The sequence below is a fragment of the Chondrinema litorale genome (genome assembly GCF_026250525.1).
Classification (GTDB): Bacteria; Bacteroidota; Bacteroidia; order Cytophagales; family Flammeovirgaceae; genus Chondrinema; species Chondrinema litorale.
Map to the genome: position 1 here is coordinate 289,656 of NZ_CP111044.1, position 26,227 is coordinate 315,882.

20 protein-coding genes and 1 pseudogene are annotated in these 26,227 nt (G+C 34.3%); 19 read left to right on the plus strand and 2 right to left on the minus strand.

Annotated elements, in window-relative coordinates; genetic code table 11:
• Positions 1-58 precede the first annotated feature (58 nt).
• Positions 59-2,713, plus strand: coding sequence for a PAS domain S-box protein (locus OQ292_RS21475; protein WP_284686484.1), 2,655 nt, complete (start codon positions 59-61; stop codon positions 2,711-2,713).
• Positions 2,714-2,863: 150 nt separating this feature from the next.
• On the opposite strand, the gene OQ292_RS21480 is transcribed toward OQ292_RS21475, so the two are convergent.
• Complete coding sequence (locus OQ292_RS21480) at positions 2,864-5,170, minus strand: glycoside hydrolase family 20 protein (RefSeq protein ID WP_284686485.1); 2,307 nt, start codon at positions 5,168-5,170, stop codon at positions 2,864-2,866.
• Positions 5,171-5,444: 274 nt separating this feature from the next.
• Between OQ292_RS21480 and OQ292_RS21485 the strand changes: the two genes are divergently transcribed.
• The 8 genes from OQ292_RS21485 (at position 5,445) to OQ292_RS21520 (ending at position 14,613) form a co-directional block, all read left to right on the plus strand.
• Entirely contained in the window at positions 5,445-6,026 is a 582-nt protein-coding gene (locus tag OQ292_RS21485) for a GAF domain-containing protein (protein WP_284686508.1), read from the plus strand.
• Positions 6,027-6,034: 8 nt separating this feature from the next.
• Positions 6,035-6,325 (plus strand): hypothetical protein, encoded by a 291-nt coding sequence (locus tag OQ292_RS21490; protein WP_284686486.1) that lies wholly within the window; start codon positions 6,035-6,037, stop codon positions 6,323-6,325.
• Positions 6,326-6,633: 308 nt separating this feature from the next.
• Positions 6,634-6,801: a hypothetical protein gene (locus OQ292_RS21495; RefSeq protein ID WP_284686487.1), complete on the plus strand. Its 168-nt coding sequence runs from the start codon at positions 6,634-6,636 to the stop codon at positions 6,799-6,801.
• A 188-nt stretch (positions 6,802-6,989) separates the two neighbouring features.
• Entirely contained in the window at positions 6,990-7,559 is a 570-nt protein-coding gene (locus tag OQ292_RS21500) for an RNA polymerase sigma factor (RefSeq protein ID WP_284686488.1), read from the plus strand.
• A gap of 167 nt (positions 7,560-7,726) precedes the next feature.
• Positions 7,727-8,701: a FecR family protein gene (locus OQ292_RS21505; protein WP_284686489.1), complete on the plus strand. Its 975-nt coding sequence runs from the start codon at positions 7,727-7,729 to the stop codon at positions 8,699-8,701.
• A gap of 149 nt (positions 8,702-8,850) precedes the next feature.
• Complete coding sequence (locus tag OQ292_RS21510) at positions 8,851-12,129, plus strand: SusC/RagA family TonB-linked outer membrane protein (protein WP_284686490.1); 3,279 nt, start codon at positions 8,851-8,853, stop codon at positions 12,127-12,129.
• A gap of 53 nt (positions 12,130-12,182) precedes the next feature.
• Positions 12,183-13,718: a RagB/SusD family nutrient uptake outer membrane protein gene (locus tag OQ292_RS21515; RefSeq protein ID WP_284686491.1), complete on the plus strand. Its 1,536-nt coding sequence runs from the start codon at positions 12,183-12,185 to the stop codon at positions 13,716-13,718.
• Positions 13,705-14,613 (plus strand): glycerophosphodiester phosphodiesterase family protein, encoded by a 909-nt coding sequence (locus OQ292_RS21520; RefSeq protein ID WP_284686492.1) that lies wholly within the window; start codon positions 13,705-13,707, stop codon positions 14,611-14,613. Before OQ292_RS21515 ends, OQ292_RS21520 begins: the two co-directional genes overlap by 14 nt.
• 22 nt (positions 14,614-14,635) lie before the next feature.
• On the opposite strand, the gene OQ292_RS21525 is transcribed toward OQ292_RS21520, so the two are convergent.
• Positions 14,636-15,538, minus strand: a complete 903-nt coding sequence (locus OQ292_RS21525; RefSeq protein WP_284686493.1) for an LEA/WHy family protein — start codon at positions 15,536-15,538, stop codon at positions 14,636-14,638.
• A gap of 478 nt (positions 15,539-16,016) precedes the next feature.
• On the opposite strand from OQ292_RS21525, the gene OQ292_RS21530 reads away from it, so the two are divergent.
• From OQ292_RS21530 to OQ292_RS21570, 10 genes and pseudogenes are all read left to right on the plus strand, one after another.
• Positions 16,017-17,264, plus strand: a complete 1,248-nt coding sequence (locus OQ292_RS21530) for a PQQ-dependent sugar dehydrogenase (RefSeq protein ID WP_284686494.1) — start codon at positions 16,017-16,019, stop codon at positions 17,262-17,264.
• A 111-nt stretch (positions 17,265-17,375) separates the two neighbouring features.
• On the plus strand, positions 17,376-17,804 hold the full coding sequence (locus OQ292_RS21535) for a c-type cytochrome (RefSeq protein WP_284686495.1): 429 nt from the start codon (positions 17,376-17,378) through the stop codon (positions 17,802-17,804).
• 92 nt (positions 17,805-17,896) lie between these two features.
• Positions 17,897-18,013, plus strand: coding sequence for an XdhC family protein (locus tag OQ292_RS41120; protein WP_431733780.1), 117 nt, complete (start codon positions 17,897-17,899; stop codon positions 18,011-18,013).
• A 49-nt stretch (positions 18,014-18,062) separates the two neighbouring features.
• Positions 18,063-18,242: a hypothetical protein gene (locus OQ292_RS21540; RefSeq protein ID WP_284686496.1), complete on the plus strand. Its 180-nt coding sequence runs from the start codon at positions 18,063-18,065 to the stop codon at positions 18,240-18,242.
• Positions 18,214-18,411, plus strand: a pseudogene (locus OQ292_RS21545) (hypothetical protein); the annotation flags it as partial. The gene OQ292_RS21540 and the pseudogene OQ292_RS21545, both read left to right, overlap by 29 nt.
• 744 nt (positions 18,412-19,155) lie before the next feature.
• On the plus strand, positions 19,156-20,058 hold the full coding sequence (locus OQ292_RS21550; protein ID WP_348970641.1) for a helix-turn-helix domain-containing protein: 903 nt from the start codon (positions 19,156-19,158) through the stop codon (positions 20,056-20,058).
• A 165-nt stretch (positions 20,059-20,223) separates the two neighbouring features.
• Positions 20,224-22,479, plus strand: a complete 2,256-nt coding sequence (locus tag OQ292_RS21555; RefSeq protein WP_284686497.1) for a xanthine dehydrogenase family protein molybdopterin-binding subunit — start codon at positions 20,224-20,226, stop codon at positions 22,477-22,479.
• A 369-nt stretch (positions 22,480-22,848) separates the two neighbouring features.
• Positions 22,849-23,532 carry a response regulator transcription factor gene (locus OQ292_RS21560; protein WP_284686498.1) on the plus strand — a complete coding sequence of 228 codons (684 nt, stop codon included), beginning with the start codon at positions 22,849-22,851 and terminating at the stop codon, positions 23,530-23,532.
• Positions 23,529-24,920, plus strand: coding sequence for a HAMP domain-containing sensor histidine kinase (locus OQ292_RS21565; RefSeq protein ID WP_284686499.1), 1,392 nt, complete (start codon positions 23,529-23,531; stop codon positions 24,918-24,920). Before OQ292_RS21560 ends, OQ292_RS21565 begins: the two co-directional genes overlap by 4 nt.
• A 72-nt stretch (positions 24,921-24,992) precedes the next feature.
• Positions 24,993-26,165, plus strand: a complete 1,173-nt coding sequence (locus OQ292_RS21570) for an efflux RND transporter periplasmic adaptor subunit (RefSeq protein ID WP_284686500.1) — start codon at positions 24,993-24,995, stop codon at positions 26,163-26,165.
• The last annotated feature ends 62 nt before the right edge of the window (positions 26,166-26,227 follow it).

Sequence of the window (26,227 nt, forward strand, 5' to 3'; positions counted from 1 at the left end):
AATAATTCAAAAGATTTAAATGCTAATCCATTATATAAATTAACTACTTCATTAATATATGTTCAATCTATCGCAATACTTAGTGTCTAGAAAACAACTAATTGTTTCACAAAGCCAATTAGAAACCTTGCAAAATGAGATTTCTTCTGCCACTTTTTTTGTAAAACAAATAGAAGAAGGTCAATTAGATATTTCTTATCCTGATATTGATGAAAATCAGATATCAATAGAATCTTTGCCGGGGTCATTAATCAGCATGAGAAATAAGTTGAAACATCTCAAAGAGACTGATGCACAACGAAAATGGAGTAGTGAAGGATTAGCAAATTTTAGTGAGATTTTAAGAAGAAACCAACAAGACCTAGACGAAACTTGTAATGATGTTATAGGTAGCTTGGTAAAATATATTAATGCGAATCAAGGAGCTATATATGTTGTAAACCAACAGCAACAAGTATTAGAACAAAAGGCTTGTTATGCATATAGCAGGAAAAAATATATAGAAAAGAGTATAAAGTTTGGTGAAGGATTAGTAGGACAAGTTTACCTAGAAAAAGAAACGATATTACTACGTCAAGTTCCTAGTGAATATATGAGTATTACATCGGGTTTAGGTGAAGCGACCCCAAGTGCTCTTATAATTGTGCCACTAAAAGTAAATGAAGAAGTAAAGGGTATTATAGAGCTTGCATCATTTACTAAATTTGAAGAATATCAAGTTGAATTTTTAGAAAAGCTAGGTGAATTAATTGCCTCAGTTATATCTAGTATAATGATAAATGAGCAAACTCAAACTTTACTAGAGCAAAGCCAACAGCAGTCAGAAGCATTAAAATCGCAAGAAGAAGAGCTACGCCAAAACATGGAGGAACTTTCTGCAACACAGGAAGAAATGCAGCGCGTAATGAAGGAAGTTCAAGGCAATGAAGTTTTTATAAAAGGCTTAATAGATTCTACCAATGATTCTATAATTGCGATTGATAAAAATTACGAAATTCTGATTTGTAATAAAGCCACAAAGGAAACTTATAAAGAATATGGTTTAAATGTTGAAAAAGGATTTGACATTTTTAGATTATTTGCTGATGATAAAAAAGAGAAATTTAGATCGTATTATGATAGAGCTTTTAAAGGAGAGTTTTTTGAAGTTACAGAACAATACACATTTAAGGGAGTAGATCAATACTTTGTTGTAGTATATAGCCCATTAAGAAATGCCGAAAATGAAATTATTGGTGCGGCATGTTTTGGTAAAGATATATCTGAGACAATAATTGCTAAGGAACAAACTGAAAAATTATTAGCGGAAACTCAGCAACAGTCGGAGATATTAAAAGAGCAAGAAGAAGTTATGCGCCAAAATATGGAAGAGCTAACTACTACTCAGGAGGAAATCTCAAGGACTTTAAATGAAACCGAAGCGAAGGAAATATTTATCAGAAATCTAATTAATGCTTCTTCTGATGCCATATTTGTTATTGACAAAAACTATTGTTTGTTACAGTATAACAGTTCTTTTACAAGCTCATTAGAAGCAGTTGGAATTCAAGTTGAAATTGGTTCTGATGTATTTATGATTCTTACTGAAGAGGAAAGGCCTAAGCATAAAAAACTTTACGATAGAGCATTACAAGGAGAAACTTTTCAAGTAACAGAACATATAAAAGTGGCAGATGCCTATTATATGTCTACTTATACTCCAATTTTTAATGAGCAAAAGGAAGTTATTTCTTGTGCTGTTTTTGCAAAAGATATTACAGAGCTTTTAAAGTCAAAGAAACAAGTAGATGACTTACTTGATGAAAGTAAAAGACAAGAGGAGGAGATTCGAAGTAAAATGAAGGCTATAAACGAAAGTGGAATGGCATCTATCGAATTTGATTTAAACGGTAATATACTCACAGCCAATTCTAACTTTCTAAAGTTATTAGATTATTCATTAGAGGAAATTCAAGGTGCACATCATCGTATTTTTATATCAGAAAAGTATAAATCCAGTATAGAGTATAAGCAATTTTGGGATTTGCTAGGTCAAGGAGTGGCGCAAACTGGAGAATATGAACGATTGAAAAAGAATGGTGAGGTTGTTTATCTTCATGGTAGTTATTCTATAATTAGAGATACTTCTGGTAAGCCAAAGAGTATTATCAAATTGGCGGTAGATATTACACAATCAAAAAAGGCACAAGCCGAATTGAAGGAACAGACAATACTGATAAAAGAACAAGAGCAAATACTGAGAGAAAGTATGGAAGAGCTTACGGCAAAACAAGAAGAGTTACAAAATCAGATGGCCAATACTTCTATATTAAACTTCGAGTTGGATGCCCGTATGGCTGTGCTAAACGAGTCTACTATTTTATCAGAATCAGATATATATGGTACAATTACATTTGTGAATGACAAGTTTTGTGAAGTATCGCAATACAACAGAGAAGAATTGATAGGCAAACCTCATAAAATGGTTCGACACCCCGATACTCCAAAAAGTTTTTTCAACTTATTTTGGAAGACTATTCAGTCTGGGAAAGTTTTTAGAGGATATTTAAAGAATAGAAAAAAGGATGGCACTCCTTATTATGTTGATGCAGTAATTTCTCCTGTGTTAGATGCGGAAGGTAAGCCAATTAAGTTTATTGCAGCGAGGTATGTTATTGAAAATGAGGAGCTTGCAGAGTCCTTATTAAATAAACAGAAGAGTCTGATGCAATAATAGCTTGAAGTAAGGACAAAATCTATTTCTATATCCCATTAATTAATCAATAAAAAAATCCTAACATTTTCAGTCAGGATTTTTTGTTGTACTTACTTTCTATGCGAATCTATTTAAAAGTATCATTTTGTAATTAGATATTTACTCTTTCTAATTGACTTGTACTTCGTCTAGAAAGATAAACTGTCCAGGATTACTTACAATCACTTTTACAAATCGTACTTTTTCAGGTTCAAAATCTAACTTAAAGTTTTTGAAACTTCTACCCGGGTTTTTCTTTGCAGGATTCTCTACAGAAGCAACCTCGTGGTATTCGTTACCATCTACAGATAAAAATGCTTTTGCACCAGATGGGAAATAAATACCAGATCCTTGGCTTTCTAAACTTCTCACATTTATTTCACTAACGTCTGTGGCTTCTCCCAAATCGATGGTGATATCCATGTCATTTCTGAGCCAACCTTGCCATTTACCATCATGGAAATCTAAACTTCCATTTACCCCATCAACCAAAGTATATGGTGTTCCTTTATAAGATTTATGTAAATCAGTATTGTAAGTTACTTGTTTACCAAATGCCTTATGAAAGTTATAAGATTGCTGAAAAATAGCTCCATATACCTTGTTTTCTTTATAAGCGGCTGCTTTTACATCAGCAGTTTTACTTAATACAATTGGAACTGAATATTTTAGTGCATTTTCATCTAATTCTGAGCCATCTAAGGTATAGCGAATGTCGGTATTAGGAATCTCTGTTTTAAGTTCTAATATGATCTGCTTATCATCCATACTTACACTATCCTCAGCCATAACAGCATAAGCACTTTTTGCATAATTAATACCTGCATACTCGTATCGCTCAAACTGAGTTTGTATTCGCTTTGTAAAATCTAACCAATCGCGTTTGTCAGCATTTGTCCATAAAGCTTCAGAAAGAGCGGCAATTCTTGGGTAAATCATGTATTCTGAGTGAGATGATGTTGGAATAAACTCAGACCATAAATTTGCTTGTCCGCCCAAAATATGTTTTTTCTGCTCAGCACTCATACTATCTAAAACGGGGCTAAACTGGTAAACTCTGCTAAGAGGGAGGTAGGCATTAAATGCTTCAGGCTCACTATCTTGCGGACCTTGATAGTAATCAAAATAGCAATAGGATGTTGGAGTCATAATTACATCATGGCCTTGCTCAGAAGCTTCCCAACCACCTTCAAATCCTCTCCAACTCATAACTGTTGCTTCTGGTGCCAAACCACCTTCTAAAATCTCATCCCAACCAATCATTTTTTTACCTTTAGAAACGATATATTTCTCCATTCGCTCCATAAAGTAGCTTTGTAATTCTTCTACACTCTCCAATCCTTCTTCTTTAATTCTCTTTTGGCAATGAGGGCAAGTTTCCCAATTGGTTTTGGTAGCTTCATCTCCACCTGCATGTATATATTGCGATGGAAACAAAGGGATAATTTCCTCAAATACATTTTCTAGAAATTCAAAAGTGCTTTCTTTTCCAGGGCAAAAAATATCTGTAATTGGCCATACACCACCAGATGGTACCATTATAGGTTCACCCTTGCAAGATAGTTCGGGATAAGATGCAATGGCACTCATTACGTGTGCAGGCATTTCAATCTCAGGAATTACTTCAACACCTTTTGTTTGTGCGTAAGCTACAATTTCTTTAATATCTTCTTGCGTATAAAAACCACCAAAAGTCGCTTTCTCACCAAGTTCTGGTTTTCTTCTGGCATTCCAAGCAGCATCTTCCTGATCTACTCTATATGCTCCAATTTCTGTGAGTTTTGGATATTTTTTTATTTCTATTCTCCAACCTTGGTCATCTACCAAATGAAGGTGTAATTTATTCAATTTGTGAAAGGCAAGTCTATCGATGGTTTTTAATACATATTCTTTTTTAAAGAAATGACGAGACACATCTAACATCAAACCTCTCCATTTAAATTGAGGGCCGTCTTGGATCGATACATTTGGAATTACCCAGTTTGCATTATTTACTTTGCTAGTACTGTTTATTTGAAGAGGAAGTAATTGTATAATGCTTTCTAGGCCATATAAAAAACCGTTAAAATCAGATGCCGCTAAAGTGATGTGATCTGACGTTACGTCTAAAGTATAATTTTCAGCAGGCAATTCGCTAGAAGTCTCAAATACTATATAGTTAGTTGCAGGTTTTTCACTAGCTACTCTTAAATCAAATCCGGCAGCTTGTTGGAAAGGTGCTGCGATTACATTTGCAAGTTCTTGGTATACAGTATCGATAATTACTAATTGAGTTTGCTCATCGAACGTAAAACTCCCACTATTCAGTTTAATAGCATTAGGCTGAGGTATAATATTGATGTCACTTTCAGAAAAAGTAGATTCCTTATCAGAAGTGCATGCTCCCAAAAGCAATAAGAAAAGTGAAGTAAAATAGAAGATAGGTTTGATTTTCATGTGCTAAGTATTGTATTAAGTTGATATGAATGTCTATGTATTATAGCGAAGATAATAAATAATCTAGATAATATGTGTCCGCACACATATTATAATGTAATAGTGTTGTTAAACTGCGTTTTTAAAAGTTTTAGCTAGGTTTAATTGTAAATCGTAGACTGATAAAAAGGCTAGAGGTAACTAGCCTTTTTTATCAAATCAAACCATTTAATTCTATTCTTTAACTATTCGAATTATTGCTGACTTATTTATTCCTGATTTTTCTCTTGATGTAATTTCTAAATTAGTAAAATTAACCAACAGCAATATAGGTGCTTTATTTGTATTAGATAAAAATGCAACTAGTGAAGATGTACTCGATATGAAAGGTTGCTATGCCTACGATCGTAAAAAGTATCTGAGTCAAACGTTTTATCTGGGTGAAGGACTAATTGGTCAGGCTTATTTGGAAAAAGACAATATCTGCTTACAAGAAATACCACAAGAGTTTTCGAAAATATCATCAGGGTTGGGGGAGATTCCTCCTAAAAATATATTTATTGTGCCAGTAATGGACGATGAAAAAGTAGAAGGCGTAATAGAGCTGGCATCTTTAGAAATCTACAAACCTCACCAAAAAGAACTGATAGAAAAAGTAGCTGAAAGATTAGCTTCTGTCCTTAAAAACAATAAGCAAAGCATAATAACAAAGAGCTTATTACAAGAATCTCAGAAGATGACGGAAAACATGAGAGCTAGCGAAGAAGAACTGAGACAAAACCTAGAAGAGTTAGAAGCTACACAAGAAGAACTTAACCGAATAGGTAGAGAAAGTACCTCACAAATGGAAACTGCAAATAGCAGACTAGCAGACTAGCAGTATTGATGGATGTATTCTTAAAAGATTACGATGGCATAGCTATTCTTAACAATAGCAATGAGGTAATTTACGGTAATGGGTACCTAGATAAAATGCATGATAACAAGGAGCAACAAATCGAAATAAATATGCTAATAACCAAATACAAAGATGGCTTTATTTGGGAAAAAGGAGATAGAAAAATTTCTATTCAAGAAAAAGAAGCCAACTTTACCATTTTTGAATCTAACATAGATAATCAAGTGTATTATGTAATTCTATTAAAAAAGCATATTAATGAATACATAGCCTGTTAAGAAATTAGATTATTCGTAAAACAGGGTTTCCATTACATTTTGTAATTGGTTATCCTGTTTTTTTTAATATTTGTAATAAAGATTTTTTCTGACAAATATTAATTATATCGGGGTTGCAAGACATTGAATAGAGGTTTCTACTTTACACTAAGATCGCCCAATCGTAAAGTATTTATTAATTGTTATTTTCTTAGTAAAATCCTAAAACTATAATGTAAGAATTGGAGTTATTGAACATATAATTTATTAAAAATAGAATTTAATAAAGTTTTATTTTTTTATTGTTTCAATAAATTCCAAGATTAAAAATGGAGGAAAACACCTGGTTAAGTTACTACAAAGTGATATTAGAGAAAGTAAGTTTTGATAACTTTTTATTAAAAAAGGAATATAACAAAGCTAAGAAAACTTTACTACCACTTCAATTAGAAATTCTAGAAGAATGGATGATAAACAAAGGATATATTCTTATATAAATATGAATTAAAAAACATAATATAAAACTCATCAGATTAGTTTGGTGAGTTTTTATTTTTTTAAGCGACTAGTACAAATTACAGCGCACATCAATAAAAATTAAAAATTACTTAATGATAAGTTGCAATGCTATTTGAAAATCTTTTGCTTACTTTAAATTTTACTTTTAGAGTATAAAAAAGTGATTTTGAAGAGCTATAAAGAAATAACAGATACAGAGTTGATTTTTCGTTTTTCCAGTAACGATCAGCAAGCCTTTAATGAAATTTTTAACCGCTACTGGAAGCTGCTCTATAAATATACTTTCAATATTTTAAATGACAATGCCCTCACCGAAGACTGTTTACAAGAAGTTTTTACAAATGTTTGGGTTAGACGTAATGAGCTTGAAATTAATAATTTAAAGAACTATCTATTCTCATCTGTTAGGTTTAGAGCTATTTCAAGAATAAGACAAGCTAAATTCACTTCCTTTAATGAAGAAATAATAGATTCTTTGGTTGTAGATGAAGAAATTCTTTACGAAGTGGAAGAGCTGGAAGAAACCATTAAAGCTGCTGCTGACCAATTGACAGACCGATGTAAAGAAATCTTTTTAAGAAGTCGATTCCAACACCAAAGCAACAAAGAAATCGCTGAATCTTTGAACATCTCTATCCGAACGGTAGAAAATCAATTATCTATTGCCCTCAAACATATTAGAAACGTGCTACAAAATTCTGGTAGCTTGGCTATTCTATTGCTTTTCTATTTATAATCTACTTTTCCGACTCATCACTTTCTCAATCAAATTATCAATTCAATATTACCTCTGTGTTATCAAAAACTCTACTTTATGAATTAATCATTATCAATGCATTTGTATCAAAAAATTTGTGTGAGTTAGTTCATTTACATGCGTCATGCTAGTGAAAACCAGAAAGTATGACAAAAGAAGAGTTTTTTAAGCTTTCAGATAAATACCAAGAAGGCAAGTGTACAAAAGAAGAAATAAGTGTATTAAATGAGTTTTGCGAGCGTGTGCAAATTCAAGATGCTACTGCCAATTGGAATTTATCTGATGAAGAAAGGATAAAGTTTAGACTGTACAATAGAATTTTAAAGGATATAAATAAAGAGGAGTTTATAAGCGAAAAGCAGACTTTTTATTTTTCACCTTTCAAAATTGCTGCATCGATTACCTTGTTAATTGGCGCTTTGTTTTTCATCTATAAAGCTAATTATAACAATGTGCAGCCGAATAATATTACTAAAGCAACTTCTAGAGGGCAACACTTAAATATTACTTTAACTGATGGTACAACTGTAGAGTTAAATGCTGCAAGTTCGCTTACTTTTCCTGAGAAATTTGAGGGAAACCAGCGAGTGGTTGAGCTAAAAGGGGAAGCTTTTTTTGATGTAAAAAGAGATACTAGCAGACCATTTATAATTAGAACAAGCAATTTAGAAACAACAGTTTTAGGAACCTCTTTCAATATCAATGCCTACAAAAGTAAAGATCAAACTCAGGTGACCGTAGCGACTGGAAAAGTAAAGGTAGCAAGTACAAAAGATCAATCAGTTTATCAAATACTAAAGCCAAATCAAAAAGCTACTTTAAATAAGGTAAATAACTCAATTTCAGTTGCTTCTGTAGACTTAGATAAAGTAATAGCTTGGAAAGAAAATATCCTTTATTTCGATAATACATCGATGCAAGAAGTCGCCAATACTTTAGAAAACTGGTACGATATCGACATCATCATCAAAGATAATTCACTGAATAACTGCTTGATCAGCGGTAAATACAAAAGTGATGAACTAAGCAACATATTAGAGAGTCTCAAATTTATGCAGAACATTTCCTTTGAAAAAACCAGTGAAAAGGAGATTACATTATCTGGTGGAAACTGTAATTAATAATGCCTATGAAAAAAAACTGAAACAAGATTTAAGCATCTAAAACATTGAATTAAAATTTCTTCGAGTAAGAAATTTTAGCTACAAAAAAGCCCAATCCTGTTGTAGCAGGTCTGGGCAGAAAAAAACCTCTTTCAAAAGATTTTATAATGATGACAAAATTACAAAAACAATTGATAAATCTATCAAAACAGATATGCTATGTCTTTATTCTTCAGTTGGTTGCTATCCAGTTAATGGTAGCGGCACCATCTGTGAGCCAAAGCATAGAGAAAGTAAAAGTGAATGTAGACACCAAAAATGCAGGTCTTATCGATGTTTTTTCGGTAGTTGAAAAGCAGACCGATTTTGTATTTATCTACAATCAAGAAGTAAGAGAAAATAGATCGAAATTCAACTTCCAATTAAAAGAAATTTCAGTAGCAGACTTACTCAGAAAAATAGCTGAGTCTACCGCCCTGAGATTTAAGCAAATCAATTCGAACATTACTGTAACCAAAAAGGAAGCAGATAGCACTGAGGCAGAAAATACAGACAGTGTTATTATCGGTAAAGTAACTGATGAGAGCACAGGTGAGGCACTTGTAGGTGTAAACGTTTTGGTGAAAGGAACAACCAAAGGAAGTATTACGGATGTAAATGGCAATTTTAGATTAGAAGCTAGCGAAGATGCCACTTTAGTTTTTTCTTTTATCGGTTATGAAACGCAGGAAGTTTCTATAGGTACTCGTACTGAGTTTAATGTCGCTTTAAAAGCAAGCTCAGATGAACTTTCTGAAGTAGTAATTGTGGGTTATGGTATTCAAGAAAAGTCTGATGTAACAGGTGTGGTAAACTCTGTTGACAGCGAAGATATTTCTGAAATTCCGACAACGAACCCTTTACAAGCTTTAAAAGGTAAAGTTTCTGGCTTAGATATTTATAATAGTGGTAATGAGCCGGGTTCTTCAGTTTCTATTAATATTAGAGGTCAGCGTTCAATTGGAGCAGATAACTCACCACTTATCATTTTAGATGGTATTCCAATTATCGGTGGATTGAATGACATTAGCCCGAATGATATTGAGTCTATCGAGATTTTGAAAGATGCCTCAGCAACAGCTATTTATGGTTCTAGAGCTTCAAATGGTGTAATTCTAATTACTACCAAAAGAGGTCACGATGGTAAAACGGTTATTTCTTACGATGGCTACTATGGCGTAACCAATGTGATTAAGAAATTAGACTTAATGGATGGTTCTCAATTTGCTCAACTAAGAAGAGAAGCAGAGCGAACAGCTTCTGGCGCTTATCCAGATGACGAAGATATTTTTGATAACATCGCCTTAAATTCTTTAGCAACAGGTGATTATACAGATTGGCAAGATTTCACTTTTGAAGCGGGTCACAAACAAAATCACCAACTTTCTTTAAATGGTGGAAGTGATAAATTGCAGTTTGCAGCTTCTGGTAATTACTTCGATGAGCAAGGTATTGTTAGCTCTTCTAAATACGAAAGAACTTCTGCCAGACTTAACCTCGATTATCAAGTAAATGATAAGTTAAAATTTGGAGCATCTTCATTTGCGAGTTATTCTAAGCAAGATTACACAGCAGCAGATTTGTTTGATAATGTGTTGAGATTAAGTCCGCTCGGAAAACCTTATGATGAAGATGGGAATATATTATTCCGCCCAACTTCAGACGAAGGACAAAGAGTAAACCCGCTTTCAGATATTGCCAATTCTGTTGATGAAAGATTTACAACGAGAGTTTTTGCTAGCTTCTTCGGTGAATACAAACTAGCGAAAGATTTAACTTATCGCTTAAATGTTGGACCAGATGCTAAGTTTTATAAAAGAGGTTATTTCTATGGAAGTGAAACCACACAGTCTCAAGGAGGTACTTCTTTGGCAGGAACCAGCGATTCAGATGTGAAATCGATCACCGTTGAAAACATGTTGACGTACAACAAAGAAGTTGGCAAACATTCATTTGGAACTACATTGGTTCAAAGTTATCAGGGACAAGTTACCAGAACTTCTTCTATCAATGTAAATGACTTACCATACGATTCTCAAGGATATAATAATTTAGGCTCTGCAGGTGAAGTGTTAAATGTAAATTCAAACTATCAGAAATGGGAGTTGCTTTCTTACACAGCCAGAATCAACTATAAGTTTAACGATAGATATTTATTCACCTTTACTGCGCGTGCAGATGGTTCATCGAGATTTGCAGAAGGTGAAAAATGGGGCTTTTTCCCATCGGCAGCAGTTGCTTGGAGATTATCAGACGAGCCATTCTTAGCTGATGTAGACATGCTAAGCAATTTAAAACTAAGAGCTAGTTACGGTGAAACTGGTAATACTGCGATCTCTCCTTATCAAACATTTAGTACATTAGAAGAGAGCTCTTATGTGTTTGGCTCAACTGGCGCAGCAGGTTTCCAACCGGGAACAATCTCTAACCCGAATCTTAAATGGGAAACCACAAAACAGTTAAATGCAGGTATCGAGTTTGCTTTTTGGGATACTAGAGTAAGCGGTTCAGTGGATTATTACATGGCAAAAACAGACGATTTACTTTTATCTCGCAGCTTACCTTCTAGCTCAGGTTTTACAGATGTTTTTGAGAATATCGGAGCAACAGAAAACAAAGGGGTGGATATTCAACTTTCATTCAAAAACATCACTTCTTCGAACAATGGTTTCCAATGGCAAACCGATCTTACATTCTCTAAAAACAATAATAAAATTACCGAGCTCTTTGGTGATGGAACAGATGATATTGGTAACGGTTGGTTTATTGGGCATTCAATCAACACTTATTTCGATTACCAGAAAGTGGGGATTTGGCAAACAGAAGAGACTGACGTAGCAGATTCTTACGGTTATGCTCCGGGTGATATTAAGTTGAAAGACGTAAACGAAGATGGACAAATCAACGCAGATGATCGCGTAATCTTAGGTTCTTCAACACCTTCGTGGATTGGAGGTATGACCAACCGTTTCTCTTACAAAGGTGTAGCGCTTTCAATCGTTTTCCATGTTCGCCAAAACTATTTGATTCAGTCTCAATGGTATAATAACAATAACCGATTGGCAGGTAGATACAACAACTTGGATGTAGATTACTGGACTCCAGAAAACCCAACCAACGATAATCCAAGACCAGATGTAAATCAAGAAAGTGTAAACAATGGCTCTACTTTGATGTACAGAGACGCAAGTTTTGTGAGAGTGAGAAATATCGCTTTGAGCTATAATTTCCCAGAACACTTTATCAATCAGATTGGGCTTAACACTTTTAGAGTGACATTAACTGCAGAGAATCCACTCACATTTACTTCTTACAAAGGCTTTGATCCTGAGTTTGAATCGAATGGAGAAAGAGCATTGTATCCATCTACCAAAATGTATTCAGTAGGTATTAAAACAAGCTTTTAATCTCAAACATGCAATTAAATTCAATAGAAAAGACATTTATAAAAATGAATACAATGAATAAGATTTTTGTAATTCTGGGTTTAGGTTTCATCACTTTACTAAGTGCTTGTAGCTTAGAAGAAGAGCCCATTTCTGAGGCAACGCCAGATACTATTTACAGTTCTGCTTCTGGTATTGAAGATGGTGTAAATGGTGTTTATTCTGTATTGCGTGAGCTTTACGGAACACAACAAGGTTTTACTTTAAACACATTCGGTACCGATATTTTTCAGCATGGTAAAGATGGAGGTTACAAAGCGATGGACTACTATTCAGTAGATTTAAACTCATCACTTGGTTATATCGAAGATATCTGGACAGATTGCTATATGGGTATCAATGCAGCAAATACAGTGTTAGATAGAATCGAAAGTGTAGAAAGTATTTCTGAAAGCGAAAAAGAAACTTTTAAAGCTGAGGTTCGCTTTTTACGAGCGCATTATTACTACTGGTTAACCTTGCAATTTGGTGATGTAGTTTTGAGAGAAACTGAAACACAAGGTGTAAATACCGAAGATGGCAGAACAGATAAAGAAGTGATCTGGCAATTAATGAAAGAGGATACAGAGTTTGCAGTAGAAACACTCGATTGGTCTTCTTCAGATTATGGTAGAATAACCAAAGGTGCAGCATTGCATCAGTTAGCTAGAATTCTTTTATTAACTCAAGATTATGCAGGTGCTGAAGCTGCTGCTGCTAAAGTAATTAATGAAGGCCCGTATCAATTGCTTTCTATCTATGCAGATGTTTTTGAGTACGATAATCAAGAAAACGATGAGATAATCTTCTCCACGCAATACACGACTGATGCGCTAAACAATGGTTCTGGAAATACTGGTCACTTATATTTTACGCCAGCCTACGATAAGTTCGATGGATTAGTGAGAGATTTAACTCAAGGTGGTAGACCATATACCAGATTTAGACCTACAGAGTTTTATCGCAATTTGTTTGATGCCAACGATTCAAGGTTTGATGTTACTTTCCGTTCGGTTTGGTTTTACAACGATGAGTCTTCTTTGCCTGCAGGTGCAACAGTTGGCGATACTGTAATTTGGGAAATTGAGGATGGCGTATTTTCTAAAGTAGCACCAAATAACAACACCATGCACTGGGGGTTAAAGAAGCACGACGATCCAACAAGAGCAAGTTATCAAGACACCAGAGGTTTTAGAGATTTCTTTGTTTTTAGATTGTCTGAAACTTATTTGTTGGCTGCTGAAGCGGCTGTAATGCAAGGCAATGCACAAGAAGCAGCGGATTATTTAAATGTGGTTAGGAGCAGAGCGGCTAAAGAGAATACAACCATTACTTTAGCTACTGCTAGCGATATGGATATGGATGCCATTTTGGATGAAAGAGCAAGAGAGTTAGGCGGCGAATGTATGCGTTGGATGGATTTAGCAAGAACAGGAAAACTAGTTGAAAGAGTGAAAGCTTATAATGAAAATGGTTCTGCAAGTATTGAAAGTTACCATACACTGAGACCAATTCCGCAAGCGCAAATAGATTTAACTACAATAGACTTCCCTCAAAATGACGGATATTAAAAAGCTTTTTATAATCATTATCAGTATAGTTGGTGCCTGTCAGCAGGTGCCAACTACTGATAAAATAGTGGATGATTTTAATGCGCATCCAGAACATGTTTTAGTAGCAGCCCATCGCTCGGCTCATCAAAACTATCCAGAAAACTCTTTGGCTTCAATCAAAGAAGCTATCCGATTAGGAGTGGATATTATCGAGATTGATGTGAGAAAAACCAGTGATGATAGTTTGATTATTATGCACGATCGAACTTTAGATCGCACTACAAATAGCACTGGTAAAGTAGCAGAATTATCTTTTGAAGATATTAGATCGCTTAAATTACTTCATGATGAAAAACCAACAGAAGAACAAGTGCTTACTTTAGAAGAAGCTTTGCTAGCAGCAAAAGGAAAGGTAATGGTTGACATCGATTTTAAATTATCAGAAGAAGCGGATGCAATTAAAACTTATGAGCTTATAAAAAAGCTAGATATGGAACATGAGGTTTTATTCTATCTCTACGATTATAAATACATTCCTCAGTTGCATCAACTCAATCCAGAAATTAAGTTGATGCCCAGAGCTTACAGCGAAGAAGATGTAAATGCTATTTTAAAGTACGATTACATTAAAATCATCCATACAGACCATAAGTTTTATACAGATTCTTTAATGACAGCCATGTTAGATGAAGGTGTGAGAGTTTGGATAAACGCTTTAGGAACTTATGATGAAATGGAAGAAAAAAGCAAAAACTCAGGCTTCGATTTATTGTTACAAAAGCACATCAATGTAATTCAAACAGACTTTCCAGAAGAGTTGCTTACTTATTTAAAAGGCAAAGATTTACACAAAAAAATGAAATGGAGTTATCCATTTCATTTTTTTTTATCTAGTGTTTTAACTAAAGAGTAAGAGGATGAAATCTTATAAATTATTACTTTTCAGATTTAGCAAACTTTTGTAAATCTTGTAAATTTTCTTGTATCTGAAGCTGTATTTTTCCATCTTTTAATATCTCTTGATCAGACACAAGATCAGCATCTACATTAAAACTAAATTCCAAATCTTTTCCTTCTTGTATGAGATCAATCAAGCTTTTAATAGCTTCATCAAGTGCAATTGAAAATGTAAATGAGGTTGGTGTAGTACTTTTAGAAGGAAGCTCAATATTACCATCCTTTGTACCTTTTAGTACTTTATTATCATCTAGCTGTAACTGTAATTGAATATCTTGCAAACCAACTGAAAATGTATTGGGGTTTTCAATACTAGATGTAACTTCTATCTCAGTGTTTTTTAGCCCTACATGCTTTACCTTGAGGTTTTGAATCTGTATTTCTGGAAATTTTACGAGTGGTAATTTTTTAGAAATCTGTAGGTTAAAAGATTCAGGAGTAAGCATGCTATTATCCTTAAACTCAGTAACTACTGCATAATCTACACTATCTTTTCCATTTGCTTCAAGTTCTTTTAAGAGCACATTTAATGTATCTACATTTACGGTTACAGGTAAAGAGATAGTAGCACTATCACCAGATTCTATTTGTAAAGGATCTCTGTAGGTGTTTTTTGCAATCAAAGTATTTTCTATAAAGATGGTGTAAAATATACTATCTATAGACAAACCAACAGGAAGTGGATTATCAAATAATACGAGCATATCCATTTTTGCTTGTTCACTTGTGATGTTATTTATCTGTATATTGGTTAAATACATATTGGGTGTTACAGCTTCTTTTATTTCCTGAACTGCATCAGTATTCTTAGATAAGAAAAATACTATAATAAGCATAATCACAGAGCTAGCAGCTATAAATATCTTCTTTTTTTTTAACATGTGTCGTTAGTTAAGGTCGTAGATATTACAGCAAATTCATTTACTTTAACATCTTTAATAAAACTAACAAGTGTGTAATGAGAATGTTTTTTGTTTAGGTGTGGGTTAAAATACGTAAGTTATGTGATAATATTAAGTTATAGGAATGAGTAAATGTTAAGTGTGGTAAGTATTTAGCTAGAATCTGAATTGAAGCATAGAAACCACAAGAGAATAATTATTTTAATAAATCTGTAAAATAATTGGTGCAAAAACTGCTATTGATTATCTTTTTTATCATACAAAATGAAACTACAATTACAAGTAGGTAATGGTCTAAGTCGCGTCCTAAAAAACATTGACATTAATAATGTCGGTTAGCCAATAAGTAATTAGCAATATTTGAATTATGTAGCTAATTGTTTGAACTAATTAATTTTATAGAATGCTTATAAGCTACATTTGATTGAAGCTCAATTTTTTCAACTAAACCAACAATATGTTTTATTCTCTGAGATTTTCCCTGCCACTTTTTATAGTCATTGTTTCATTATTTGCTTCTTGTGAAGATAGCGATCCAGATCCAAATGATACGCCGTCACCAACAGATTCTCTAATGGCATCTGTTGAAACCAGCCCTCCCAACACCAATTATTCTTCTGCTTTTGATGGGCAAACTAGAATTAATGGTGTGGTAACAGAAACTGAATATACTGTATCAGTTTTAGCAGATGGTTTGAGTAGTCCTTGGGGAATGGTAAATTTACCCGATGGCAGAATATTAGCGACACAGAAAGCCGGTACGATGCGAATTGTATCTCAAACAGGAGAGGTGAGTAGCGCAATTTCTGGCATTCCTACAGTAAATAGTTCTGGACAAGGAGGACTTTTAGATGTGGCTGTTGATCCAGACTTTACCAATAATAGAATGATTTATTGGAGTTTTTCGCAAGATGGAGGAGATGGAACTGCTACAGCCGTAGCCAAAGGGCGACTATCTGATGATGAAACACAAATTGAAAATGCTACAGTTATTTACACCGCCATTCCAGAGTTTAATAGTACTTTACACTATGGCTCTCGTTTGGCTTGGGATGCAGAAGGAAATCTGTTTGTAAGTACAGGAGAACGATCTAGTACGGTAACAAGACCAGAGGCTCAGGAATTAGATGCAGCCCTTGGCAAGGTGTTAAGAATTACAACCGATGGTGAGCCTGCTTCAGAAAATCCTTTTATCGGACAAGATGATATATTACCAGAGATTTATTCTTATGGACACCGCAATGTACAGGGTTTAGCCATTCACCCTTCTACTGGAGATTTATGGGAAGCAGAATTAGGCCCAAGAGGTGGTGATGAAGTTAACTTGATAGAACCCGGTAGAGATTATGGTTGGCCAACAATTTCTTATGGACTTGAATACAGCGGAGATGCTATTGGTGGTGGTTTAACCCAACAAAATGGCATGGAACAACCTGTTTATTATTGGGATCCAGTAGTGTCGCCTAGTGGAATCACATTCTATACAGGTAACATGATTAGCGAATGGACAGACAATTTATTTTTGGCTGCTTTAAGTGGTCAGCATATAGTAAGATTAGTGATTGAAGATAATATGGTTGTAGGTGAAGAAAGATTGTTGGAAGGTCAAGGTTTGCGATTTAGAGATGTGCTCGAAGGAACCGATGGTTCTTTGTATGCCTTAACCGATGAAGCAAATGGTAGAATTTTTAGAATAAGTTTATAGGTAAATTTTTTAATTACTTATATAATTTCATGGTCAAATGAAATCGAAAATTTTCATTCGACTTTACCAATGCTTAAATTGATGTAAAGTAAATTTTTAAAATATAAAACCATGGCAACTAAACATTTAATAGCGCTTTTTAGCTTGCTTTTAGCAAGTCAAATTTCGTTCTCGCAAAGTTTCGATTTACAAGCTAGTATATCCAAAGGTAAATCAATCTACAGTGCAAACTGTGTGGCTTGCCACATGGCAAATGGTGAAGGAATTGCTAGTGTATTTCCTCCTTTAGCTGGTGCAGATAATTTGGATGATACCAACAGAATGGTGAAGGCAATTATGTTGGGAGAGCGAGGAAAAATCACTGTAAACGGAGTGAATTACAATGGAGAGATGACAGGCTTTAACAATCTTTCAGATGAAGAAGTAGCCGATTTATTGAACTACATCAAAAACTCTTGGGGAAACAAAGGGGAAGCCATTTTACCTAAAGATATACAACCTGCTTTAAAAGCAGATGTGCCAGACTTTCAGGCGTATTAGATTTTTGTTTTGATACATCTGTCTAGTAATTCGATAACTTAACCCTAATAAACATGAAAGAACTCTAAAAAATATGTGAAGCTTACAAGCAAATAGATTTCAGTAAAAAAAATGCTGTTCTTGCTACTATCGTAAGAGTAAACGGGTCATCATATAGGAGTCTGAGAACAAGAATGTTAATTACAGACGATGGCAATTGGGTTGGTTGAATCAGTGGAGGATGTTTGGAAGGGATGCTTTGAGAAAGCAAGAAAGGTAATGAGAAATAAAAAAACGTTTACAATAATCTACGATACCAGTGATGGAAACACAAAGATAGGCATCAATTTAGGTTGCAATGGTGTAATTGATGTGCTCTTTGAACCGATCGATGCGCAAGATATACTTAATCCGGTATTGATACTTAATAGTCTTTCAGTCTACTTTAGTTCAATATAGTAACCAGCGTAAAAATTCAGGAATTAACTCAAGATTGCAATGGAGATTTGCACCTTTGTCTGATTTATTTTTGGTTTATAATGACAATTATCAAACAGATGATCTTAGTCCGAGGTTTAGATCACTAAACCTAAAATTCACCTATTGGCTAAATATTTCTGGCTCCTAATAATTTTGGTCTGATAAAAGTTTAGAAAATCTGTTATGCTTGAATTTTACTTTAAAAATCAAGCTATAGACATGTATATATTTGAAAAGTGTAATCTATTGTTTGAAATTTGTTATAATTTGCTTGCTATAGCAGGTACCTTTACATACAAATAATTCATAGATATATAAGGAACTACATATCTGGATTTAGCCATAGTTTTTCCAGATACCTACTATAGTTTCTTTAAGAATTAAGTACGTTATTCGTATTATTTTGAGGAAATTGGCCGATCATTGATCGGTTAATTTTTTGTTTTAATACATTAACCCTAGCACATAATATATGATTGCTTTTAGTTGATTATTGGAAAATCCTTATTCCGTTGTGGAGTAAAGTATTTCTTTTTTTGATATATCGTTTAAGTTGTTTTTAACTAATTATTTAAGTTTATCTTGATAAGATGGCCTTAAGCACAGTGCTAATGTTTGAATATAGTAAGTAATTGTTTGATATCTTTAATTTCTCCAGGCTATTAATTTTTACATTACAATTCAAATATTCGTTCGTATAAATTTTTCGATTTAATCGGCTAATATGGCGAGCTAAAAACTTAGAAAATAAACTATTTTGTTTTTAAAGTATTCTTTTTTTGGGCAGTTACAAATTTCGATTCGGTTTTAAATGCAAAATCTAATACAGGAATTTAAACAACATCTTTACCAAATCAAGACTTGGATGTGAGGAAGATTAAACTTCATTATAATGATGAGTAAAGTAGAAACTATCAGTGATTTTTATAGGGCAAAGGATGACTTACCTACAAAAAATATTCAACAGGAGATCGGGCATTTTAATGTCTTTAAGCTTGATCCTTATGTGGGTACTGGAGCTAAGCCAGCACCTTTCAGAAGAAGAGATTATTTTAAAATAACATTAGTAGAGGGAGCAGGTGAATTTCATTATGCCGATAAAGTTGTGAAAGTAGAAGATTATGCACTGGTGTTTTCAAATCCTCAGATTCCATATAGTTGGGAACAAAGAGACCAGATATATGGGGGTTACTTTTGCATATTCAATCAGGCATTTTTCCATCAATTTGGAGATTTAAACCAATACACTGCTTTTCAGCCGACAGGTAACCATGTTTTTGAATTATCAAATGAGCAGCATGAAAATGTAGCTGCCATTTTTAATCGTATGCTAGGAGAGTTAAACTCAGACTATGTGCATAAATATGATCTATTAAGAACAATGGTTTATGAGTTGATCCATTTTGCGATGAAAACACTGCCTTCTACCTCATTTGAAAAACAATCGTTAAATGCATCTCAAAGGGTTTCAACATTATTTTTAGAGTTGCTAGAAAGGCAATTTCCAATAGATCAGGTAAGTCAAAAAGTAAACCTTCGAACACCATCAGACTATGTAGATCAACTCAATATACATGTAAACCACTTAAATAGAATTGTAAAAAAGACACTGCAAAAAACTACTTCTCAAGCTATTTCAGAAAGGATTTTACAAGAATCTAAGATATTGTTAAAACAAACCGCTTGGCCTGTAGCAGACATTGCGTATTCTTTGGGATTTACAGAGCCTACGCATTTCAATAACTTTTTTAAAAAGCACATTGATTTAAGCCCGGTTAAATTCAGGAAAATTTAATGTATAATTCAAATAAGCATTTAAGCTGAAATTTATTCAAAATTGTTTCAATTGAGTTATTCCTTTTCACTAGTAAAGCTTACTTTAAAGAATCTACTTCTACAGCATAAGAATTAACAACAATGTCGATTTGGTTATAATTTTCACTTTACAACATTTTTTAAAATGGCACAACACAAAACATCTCTTGGCAGAAGAACATTTTTAAAATCCTCAGCTATGGCTGGTGGAGGTTTGATCATCGGGTTTAATTGGTTGGCAGGTTGCCAAACTAGCCCTAAAGGTGAAACTGAAAGTTCTGTTCCTAAAGAGTGGTTTGATATAAATGCCTATTTAAAAATTGGAGATAATGGTATTGTTACTATCATTTCTCCAAATCCAGAAGGAGGACAAGGGGTAAAAACATCTATGCCAATGATCGTTGCTGAAGAGCTAGATGTAGACTGGAAAAATGTAATCGTAGAACAAGCACCATTGAACACCGAATTATATTCTAGACAATTTATTGGTGGAAGTCAGGCGATAAGAAGAAGTTGGCAAACATTAAGAATTGCGGGAGCTTCTGCCCGTCATATGCTTAAAGAAGCTGCAGCCCAACAATGGCAAGTTCCAGTAGAAGAGATTACCACCGAAGCAGGTACATTGCATCATAAGTCAAGAAATAAATCTGCGAGTTATGGAGCGTTTGCTTCTGCTGCTGCTGCGATTCCTGTACCAGAAGAAGTTGACTTAAAAGACCTCAAAGAATTTAAAATAATTGGTACTACTAAAAAGAATGTAGAAGGGAAAAAAATTGTAACAGGCAAACCACTTTTTGGTATTGATGTAAAGCGCGAGGGAATGCTCATCGCTATGATTGTACACCCACCAGCATTTGGAATGAAGCTAAAATCTATTGATGATGCTGAAGCAAAATCGATGACTGGGATAAGAGATGTATTTGCCGTTAAAAACTTTGATGAAACCTATGAAAGGCAGTATTTCGATACCTGTACTTTTAATGAAGTTGTGGCAGTAGTAGGTAATTCTACATGGGAAGTAATGAAAGCAAAAAAAGCTTTAAAAATAGAGTGGGAGCCTATATCTGATTATACAATTACCAGAAATGCGTTTGGCAATGTGCAAACTGTAACTATTCCTGCAGGTTTAGAAAACTCTACAGATCATATGTTAAATATGGCTGAGATGATGAAAAAACCGGCTAAGGTTTTACGTAAAGATGGCGATCCAGAAAAAGCTTTTAAAAATGCAGATCAGGTGATTGAACGGACTTATACTGCACCTTTCCTAGCACACAATTGTATGGAACCAATGAATTTCTTTGCACATGTTACTCCCGAAAAAGCAGAGTTGATCGGTCCATTACAAAAACCTGAATATACAGAAAAGGCACTTTCAGCACGTTTAGAAATGCCACTAGAAAAAATAGATATTCAGATGACGAGATTGGGAGGTGGTTATGGAAGGCGATCTTATGCACACTTTTTAATTGAAGCTGCTCTCATCTCTCAAAAAGTAAATGCACCTGTAAAGTTGATGTATACCCGAGAAGACGACATGACATCGGGCATCTATCGTCCAACTTACAGTGCCACTTATCGCGCAGCATTAGACAAAGAAAATAACCTCATTGCTTTTCATGTAAATGCGGGTGGTGTTCCAGAAAGTCCATTATATGCAAATCGTTTTCCTGCTGGTGCAGTAGACAATTATCTGGCAGAAGATTGGACAATAGACTCCAACATTACAACAGGTTCTTTTAGAGCTCCAAGATCAAACTTTATTGCTGGTGCAGAACAATCTTTCTTAGATGAACTAGCAGAAGTAGCTGGAAAAGACCCGATAGAATTTAGACTAGAACTTTTAGAAAGAGCGCAGAAAAACCCAGTTGGTGAGAATAATGATTATGAAGCTGATAGACTTGCCGGAGTGCTTAAACTAGTAAGAGATAAATCCGATTGGGCAACAGAAAAAAATGATGTAAGTAGAGGAGTTTCAGCTTATTTCTGCCATAATACTTATGTTGCTCAAGTATTAGAGTTAACTATAGAAGATGGGAAACCTGTTGTACCTAGAGTGAGTTGTGCGGTTGACTGTGGCATTGTAATTAATCCAGATGGAGCAATAAATCTAAGCGAAGGTGCCATTGTAGATGGAATCGGAAATGCACTTTATGGCTCTATGACTTTCAAAAACGGTATTCCTGAAAAAAGTAATTTCGATAAGTACAGAATGATCAGGCATAGTGAAGCGCCAAAATCTATAGATGTACATTTTGTGAAAAATGATATTGATCCGACGGGAATGGGGGAACCCGCATTTCCGCCTGTTTTTGGAGCTTTAGCAAACGCCTTATATAAAGCTACAGGCAAAAGATTGTATAACCAGCCATTTATGGCCGAAGAAATTAATCTTGGTTAAATTCAGGTTAGCACTTAAGCTAAGGTTAATACATGCAATGAATACTAAAGTTATATTCTTTAAAGATTGGGTGCATTTGCACCCAATCTTTTTTGTTTCTGCTACTCTATATTTCTACAAATAAGCTATAATTTCTCAGAGGTTTGATATTCGTAAGTTATTGTCAGAAAACGCTCACGTATTAAAAACCTTATTATCTCTACCGAAAGCAATTTTATTAATATCTTTTTCCCGATCACAAAAATTACTACTTAGTTCTTCTTTCCCATCAATTCCTCTCAAATTAAAATTCTAATAACTTTCTAATCTCTTTTTCTGCGACTTGGCAAAATAGCTCTTTATCTTTATAAAATCTTTAGAGATTTTGCCATGAACAACATATTATTAATTGAAGATGAGCAGAATGTAGCTGCTTTTATAAAGAAGGGTTTAGAAGAAGACGGATATCAAGTACTGGTTGCTTATGATGGCAATTCTGGCTTGGATTTATTGGCTCAAAGTGAAGTAGATTTAATAATTCTAGATATAATTCTTCCGGGATTAAATGGCCTAGAAGTGTGCAAAAAAATTAGAAAAAGTCTGCATAAAGCGTGTCCGATTCTGATGCTAACAGCATTAGGAACAACAGATAACATAGTAAAAGGCTTGGATGCAGGTGCAGATGATTATCTTGCAAAGCCGTTTAAGTTTAAAGAATTATTAGCCAGAGCCAGGGCACTTTTAAGAAGAAAAAACAGGATTCCTGCTGAAGAAACTCAACTTAAAATTGCTGATTTGGAGCTGAACCAAAATGCAAAAACTGCAATTAGAGCTCATCAAGAAATTAAACTGACTTCAACTGAATACCGTTTGCTAGAATTCTTTATGAAAAACCAGCGAACTGTACTTTCACGAATCGATTTGTTAGAGAATGTGTGGGATATCAATTTTAATATGGGTACCAATGTGGTAGATGTATATGTGAATTACCTTAGAAATAAGGTCGATAAAGGTTTTGATTCAAAACTAATTCACACAGTTGTAGGTATGGGCTATATTATGAAAGAAGAATGAAAATAAGAAGCAAAATCACTTTGGTATTTACCCTTCTAACAGGGTCGCTGTTGGCCATTATCTTTATATTAGTTTTCTTTTTTTCTTATCAATATACAGAAAAAGAGTTTTTCAGACGCTTGTTTGAAAGAGCTTACATTATAGGTCAGTCTTATTTGGAAAAGGATGAAGTAAGCGAGCAGATTTACGACCAGATTCTTAAAAAGCATTATCAGATACTTCCAGAAGAAGAGGAAGCTGTGTTTCAGGTGAATGTGTCTAGAAAAACCATCGATAAAAGATCAAATGGAAAATACTCCGACAAGTTTATTGAAATGGTTTTTAAGCAAAAACACGCAGAGCAAAAGTTTGACGATGGCTACCGAGTAGGCATACTTTACACAGATAATGAAGGTGATTTTATCGTGGTTGTTTCGGCAAATAACCCGTACGGAGAAGCCAAGATGAATAACCTCAGAAATATCCTTTTGGTTGCTTTTGTATCGTCATTGTTCGTGATCTACCTTTTTGGCAGATACTATGCAGGAAAAGTACTGAAACCAATTTCTAAAATTACTAGAAGAGCCAATGAGATTACTGCTACTAATCTGCATTTGCGAATAGATACTGGAAACAAAAAAGATGAACTTGCTGAGCTTGCCATTACTTTTAACAACATGCTCGACAGGTTAGAAATCAGTTTTGATCAGCAAAATAACTTTGTAAACAATGCTTCACACGAACTAAAAAATCCGCTTGCAGTAATCTTAGGAGAAACCGAAGTAACCTTAAACAAAGAGCGATCTGCAGAAGAATACAAAGTGGCTTTACATACAGTAGAAAAAGAAGCTCAGCGATTAGAACTTTTAGTGAACAGCCTGTTAAAACTGGCACAGGTTGGTCACAAAAACGAAGGTTTAATGATTGAGTCTGTAAGGATAGATGAATTAGTAATCGAAGCAAAAGATGCGTTAGATAGTTCACGCCCGGAGAACAATATATTATTTGATTTCTCTGATTTACCCGACAGATATGATGAGCTGGTTGTTACTGGCAATTATAATCTATTAAAAGTAGCCTTAACCAATATTCTCGATAACGCCTGTAAATTCTCTAAGAATCAGGAAGTTATCGTGAAAGTGACCGTTTTAGATAGCTCTGTGGAAATCTCTATAAAAGACAAAGGAGTCGGAGTTCCTGCAGAAGCATTTAAAAACATATCAGAACCTTTTTTCCGTGCGCCAAATGTGCGTGGAATTAAAGGTTTTGGTATTGGTCTTTCTCTTTCTCAAAGAATTATTAATCTGCATAGGGGAAAATTATTAATCGATTCTGAGTTGGAAAAGGGCACTGAAGTAAAAATCATCATCCCGATCCATTTACCAAAATTCTTAGGATTAAAATTCTAATGCTATTCTAATCTGGTTCTTAAATCATTCTAAGACTACAGCTTTAATATTGTTTCAAAATTTATTGGTATCATGAAGCAAAAGAATATTATACTGTATCTCGGAATCATATTAGCCTTAGTTCTAAGTGCATCTCTTTGGGGAAGTTTCAACGAAAGTTTCAACGAAGAAGATGAAGGCGTTTTGGCAACAAACTCAGAAGGTGACAACGTCTTTCCAGTTACTCACCCAGTTATAATGGATACGGTTTACAAAACCGATTATGTAGCTGATATTCAGGCAGTACAGCATGTAGAATTAAAAGCAAAGGTAGAAGGTTATCTCACAGAAATTCATGTAGATGAAGGCGAAAGTGTAAAAAAAGGGCAAGTGCTTTTTACCATTAGCAAACAAGAGTATCAAGTAGAATTAATGAAAGCTTCGGCTGCCTTAAATAGCGCCATTGCAGAAGCTAGAACTGCTGAGGTTGAAGTGAAAAGTGCCACCGAATTAGTAGACAATAATATAGTTTCGGAGACAGAATTAGAAAGAGCGCATTCGAATCTGGAATCTTTAAAATCGCATATCGAAGAAGCAAAATCAGACGAAGCCAGTGCAAAGCTTAATCTATCATACACAGAAATTAAAGCACCTTTTGATGGTGTGATCGATAGAATCCCTAACAAGATCGGCAGCTTGGTAGAAAATGGTACTTTGCTCACCACAATTTCTAACAACAAAGAAGTGTATGCTTACTTTAATGTTTCGGAGAAAGAATACCTCGATTTTATGCCATCTTGGAGTAGTAATAAGGAAGAAAAGGTATCTCTGATAATGGCAAATAATGAAGTTTATAGCTACAAAGGAGTCATCGAAACGGTTGAAAGCAAAGTTGATAAGAGTACAGGTAATATTGCTTTTAGAGCGGTTTTTCCAAATCCAGAATTGTTTTTAAAGCATGGTTTTACTGGCAAAGTAAGAATTAAAAAAGCCATTCGCAATGTTTTAATCATTCCTCAAATTGCTACTATAGAATCTCAGGATAAAATGTATGTATATGTGGTAGATGAGAATAATCAAGTTAGACGCAAAAGTGTAACTCCTTTAATGGAAATTCCTCATCTATATGTAATTGACAATGATCTCTCAGAATCTGATGCGATAATTTATAAAGGCCTTCAACTGGTTAAAGATGGAGACGAAGTGCAAACTAAACTAATCAACTTCATAGACCAAGACTCAAAGGAAGATTTGGCCGAAGACTAGGTCGAAGACCTAGCGATTACAGCTAGAAAATAAACTAACTACAAACAGACTTCATAACATCG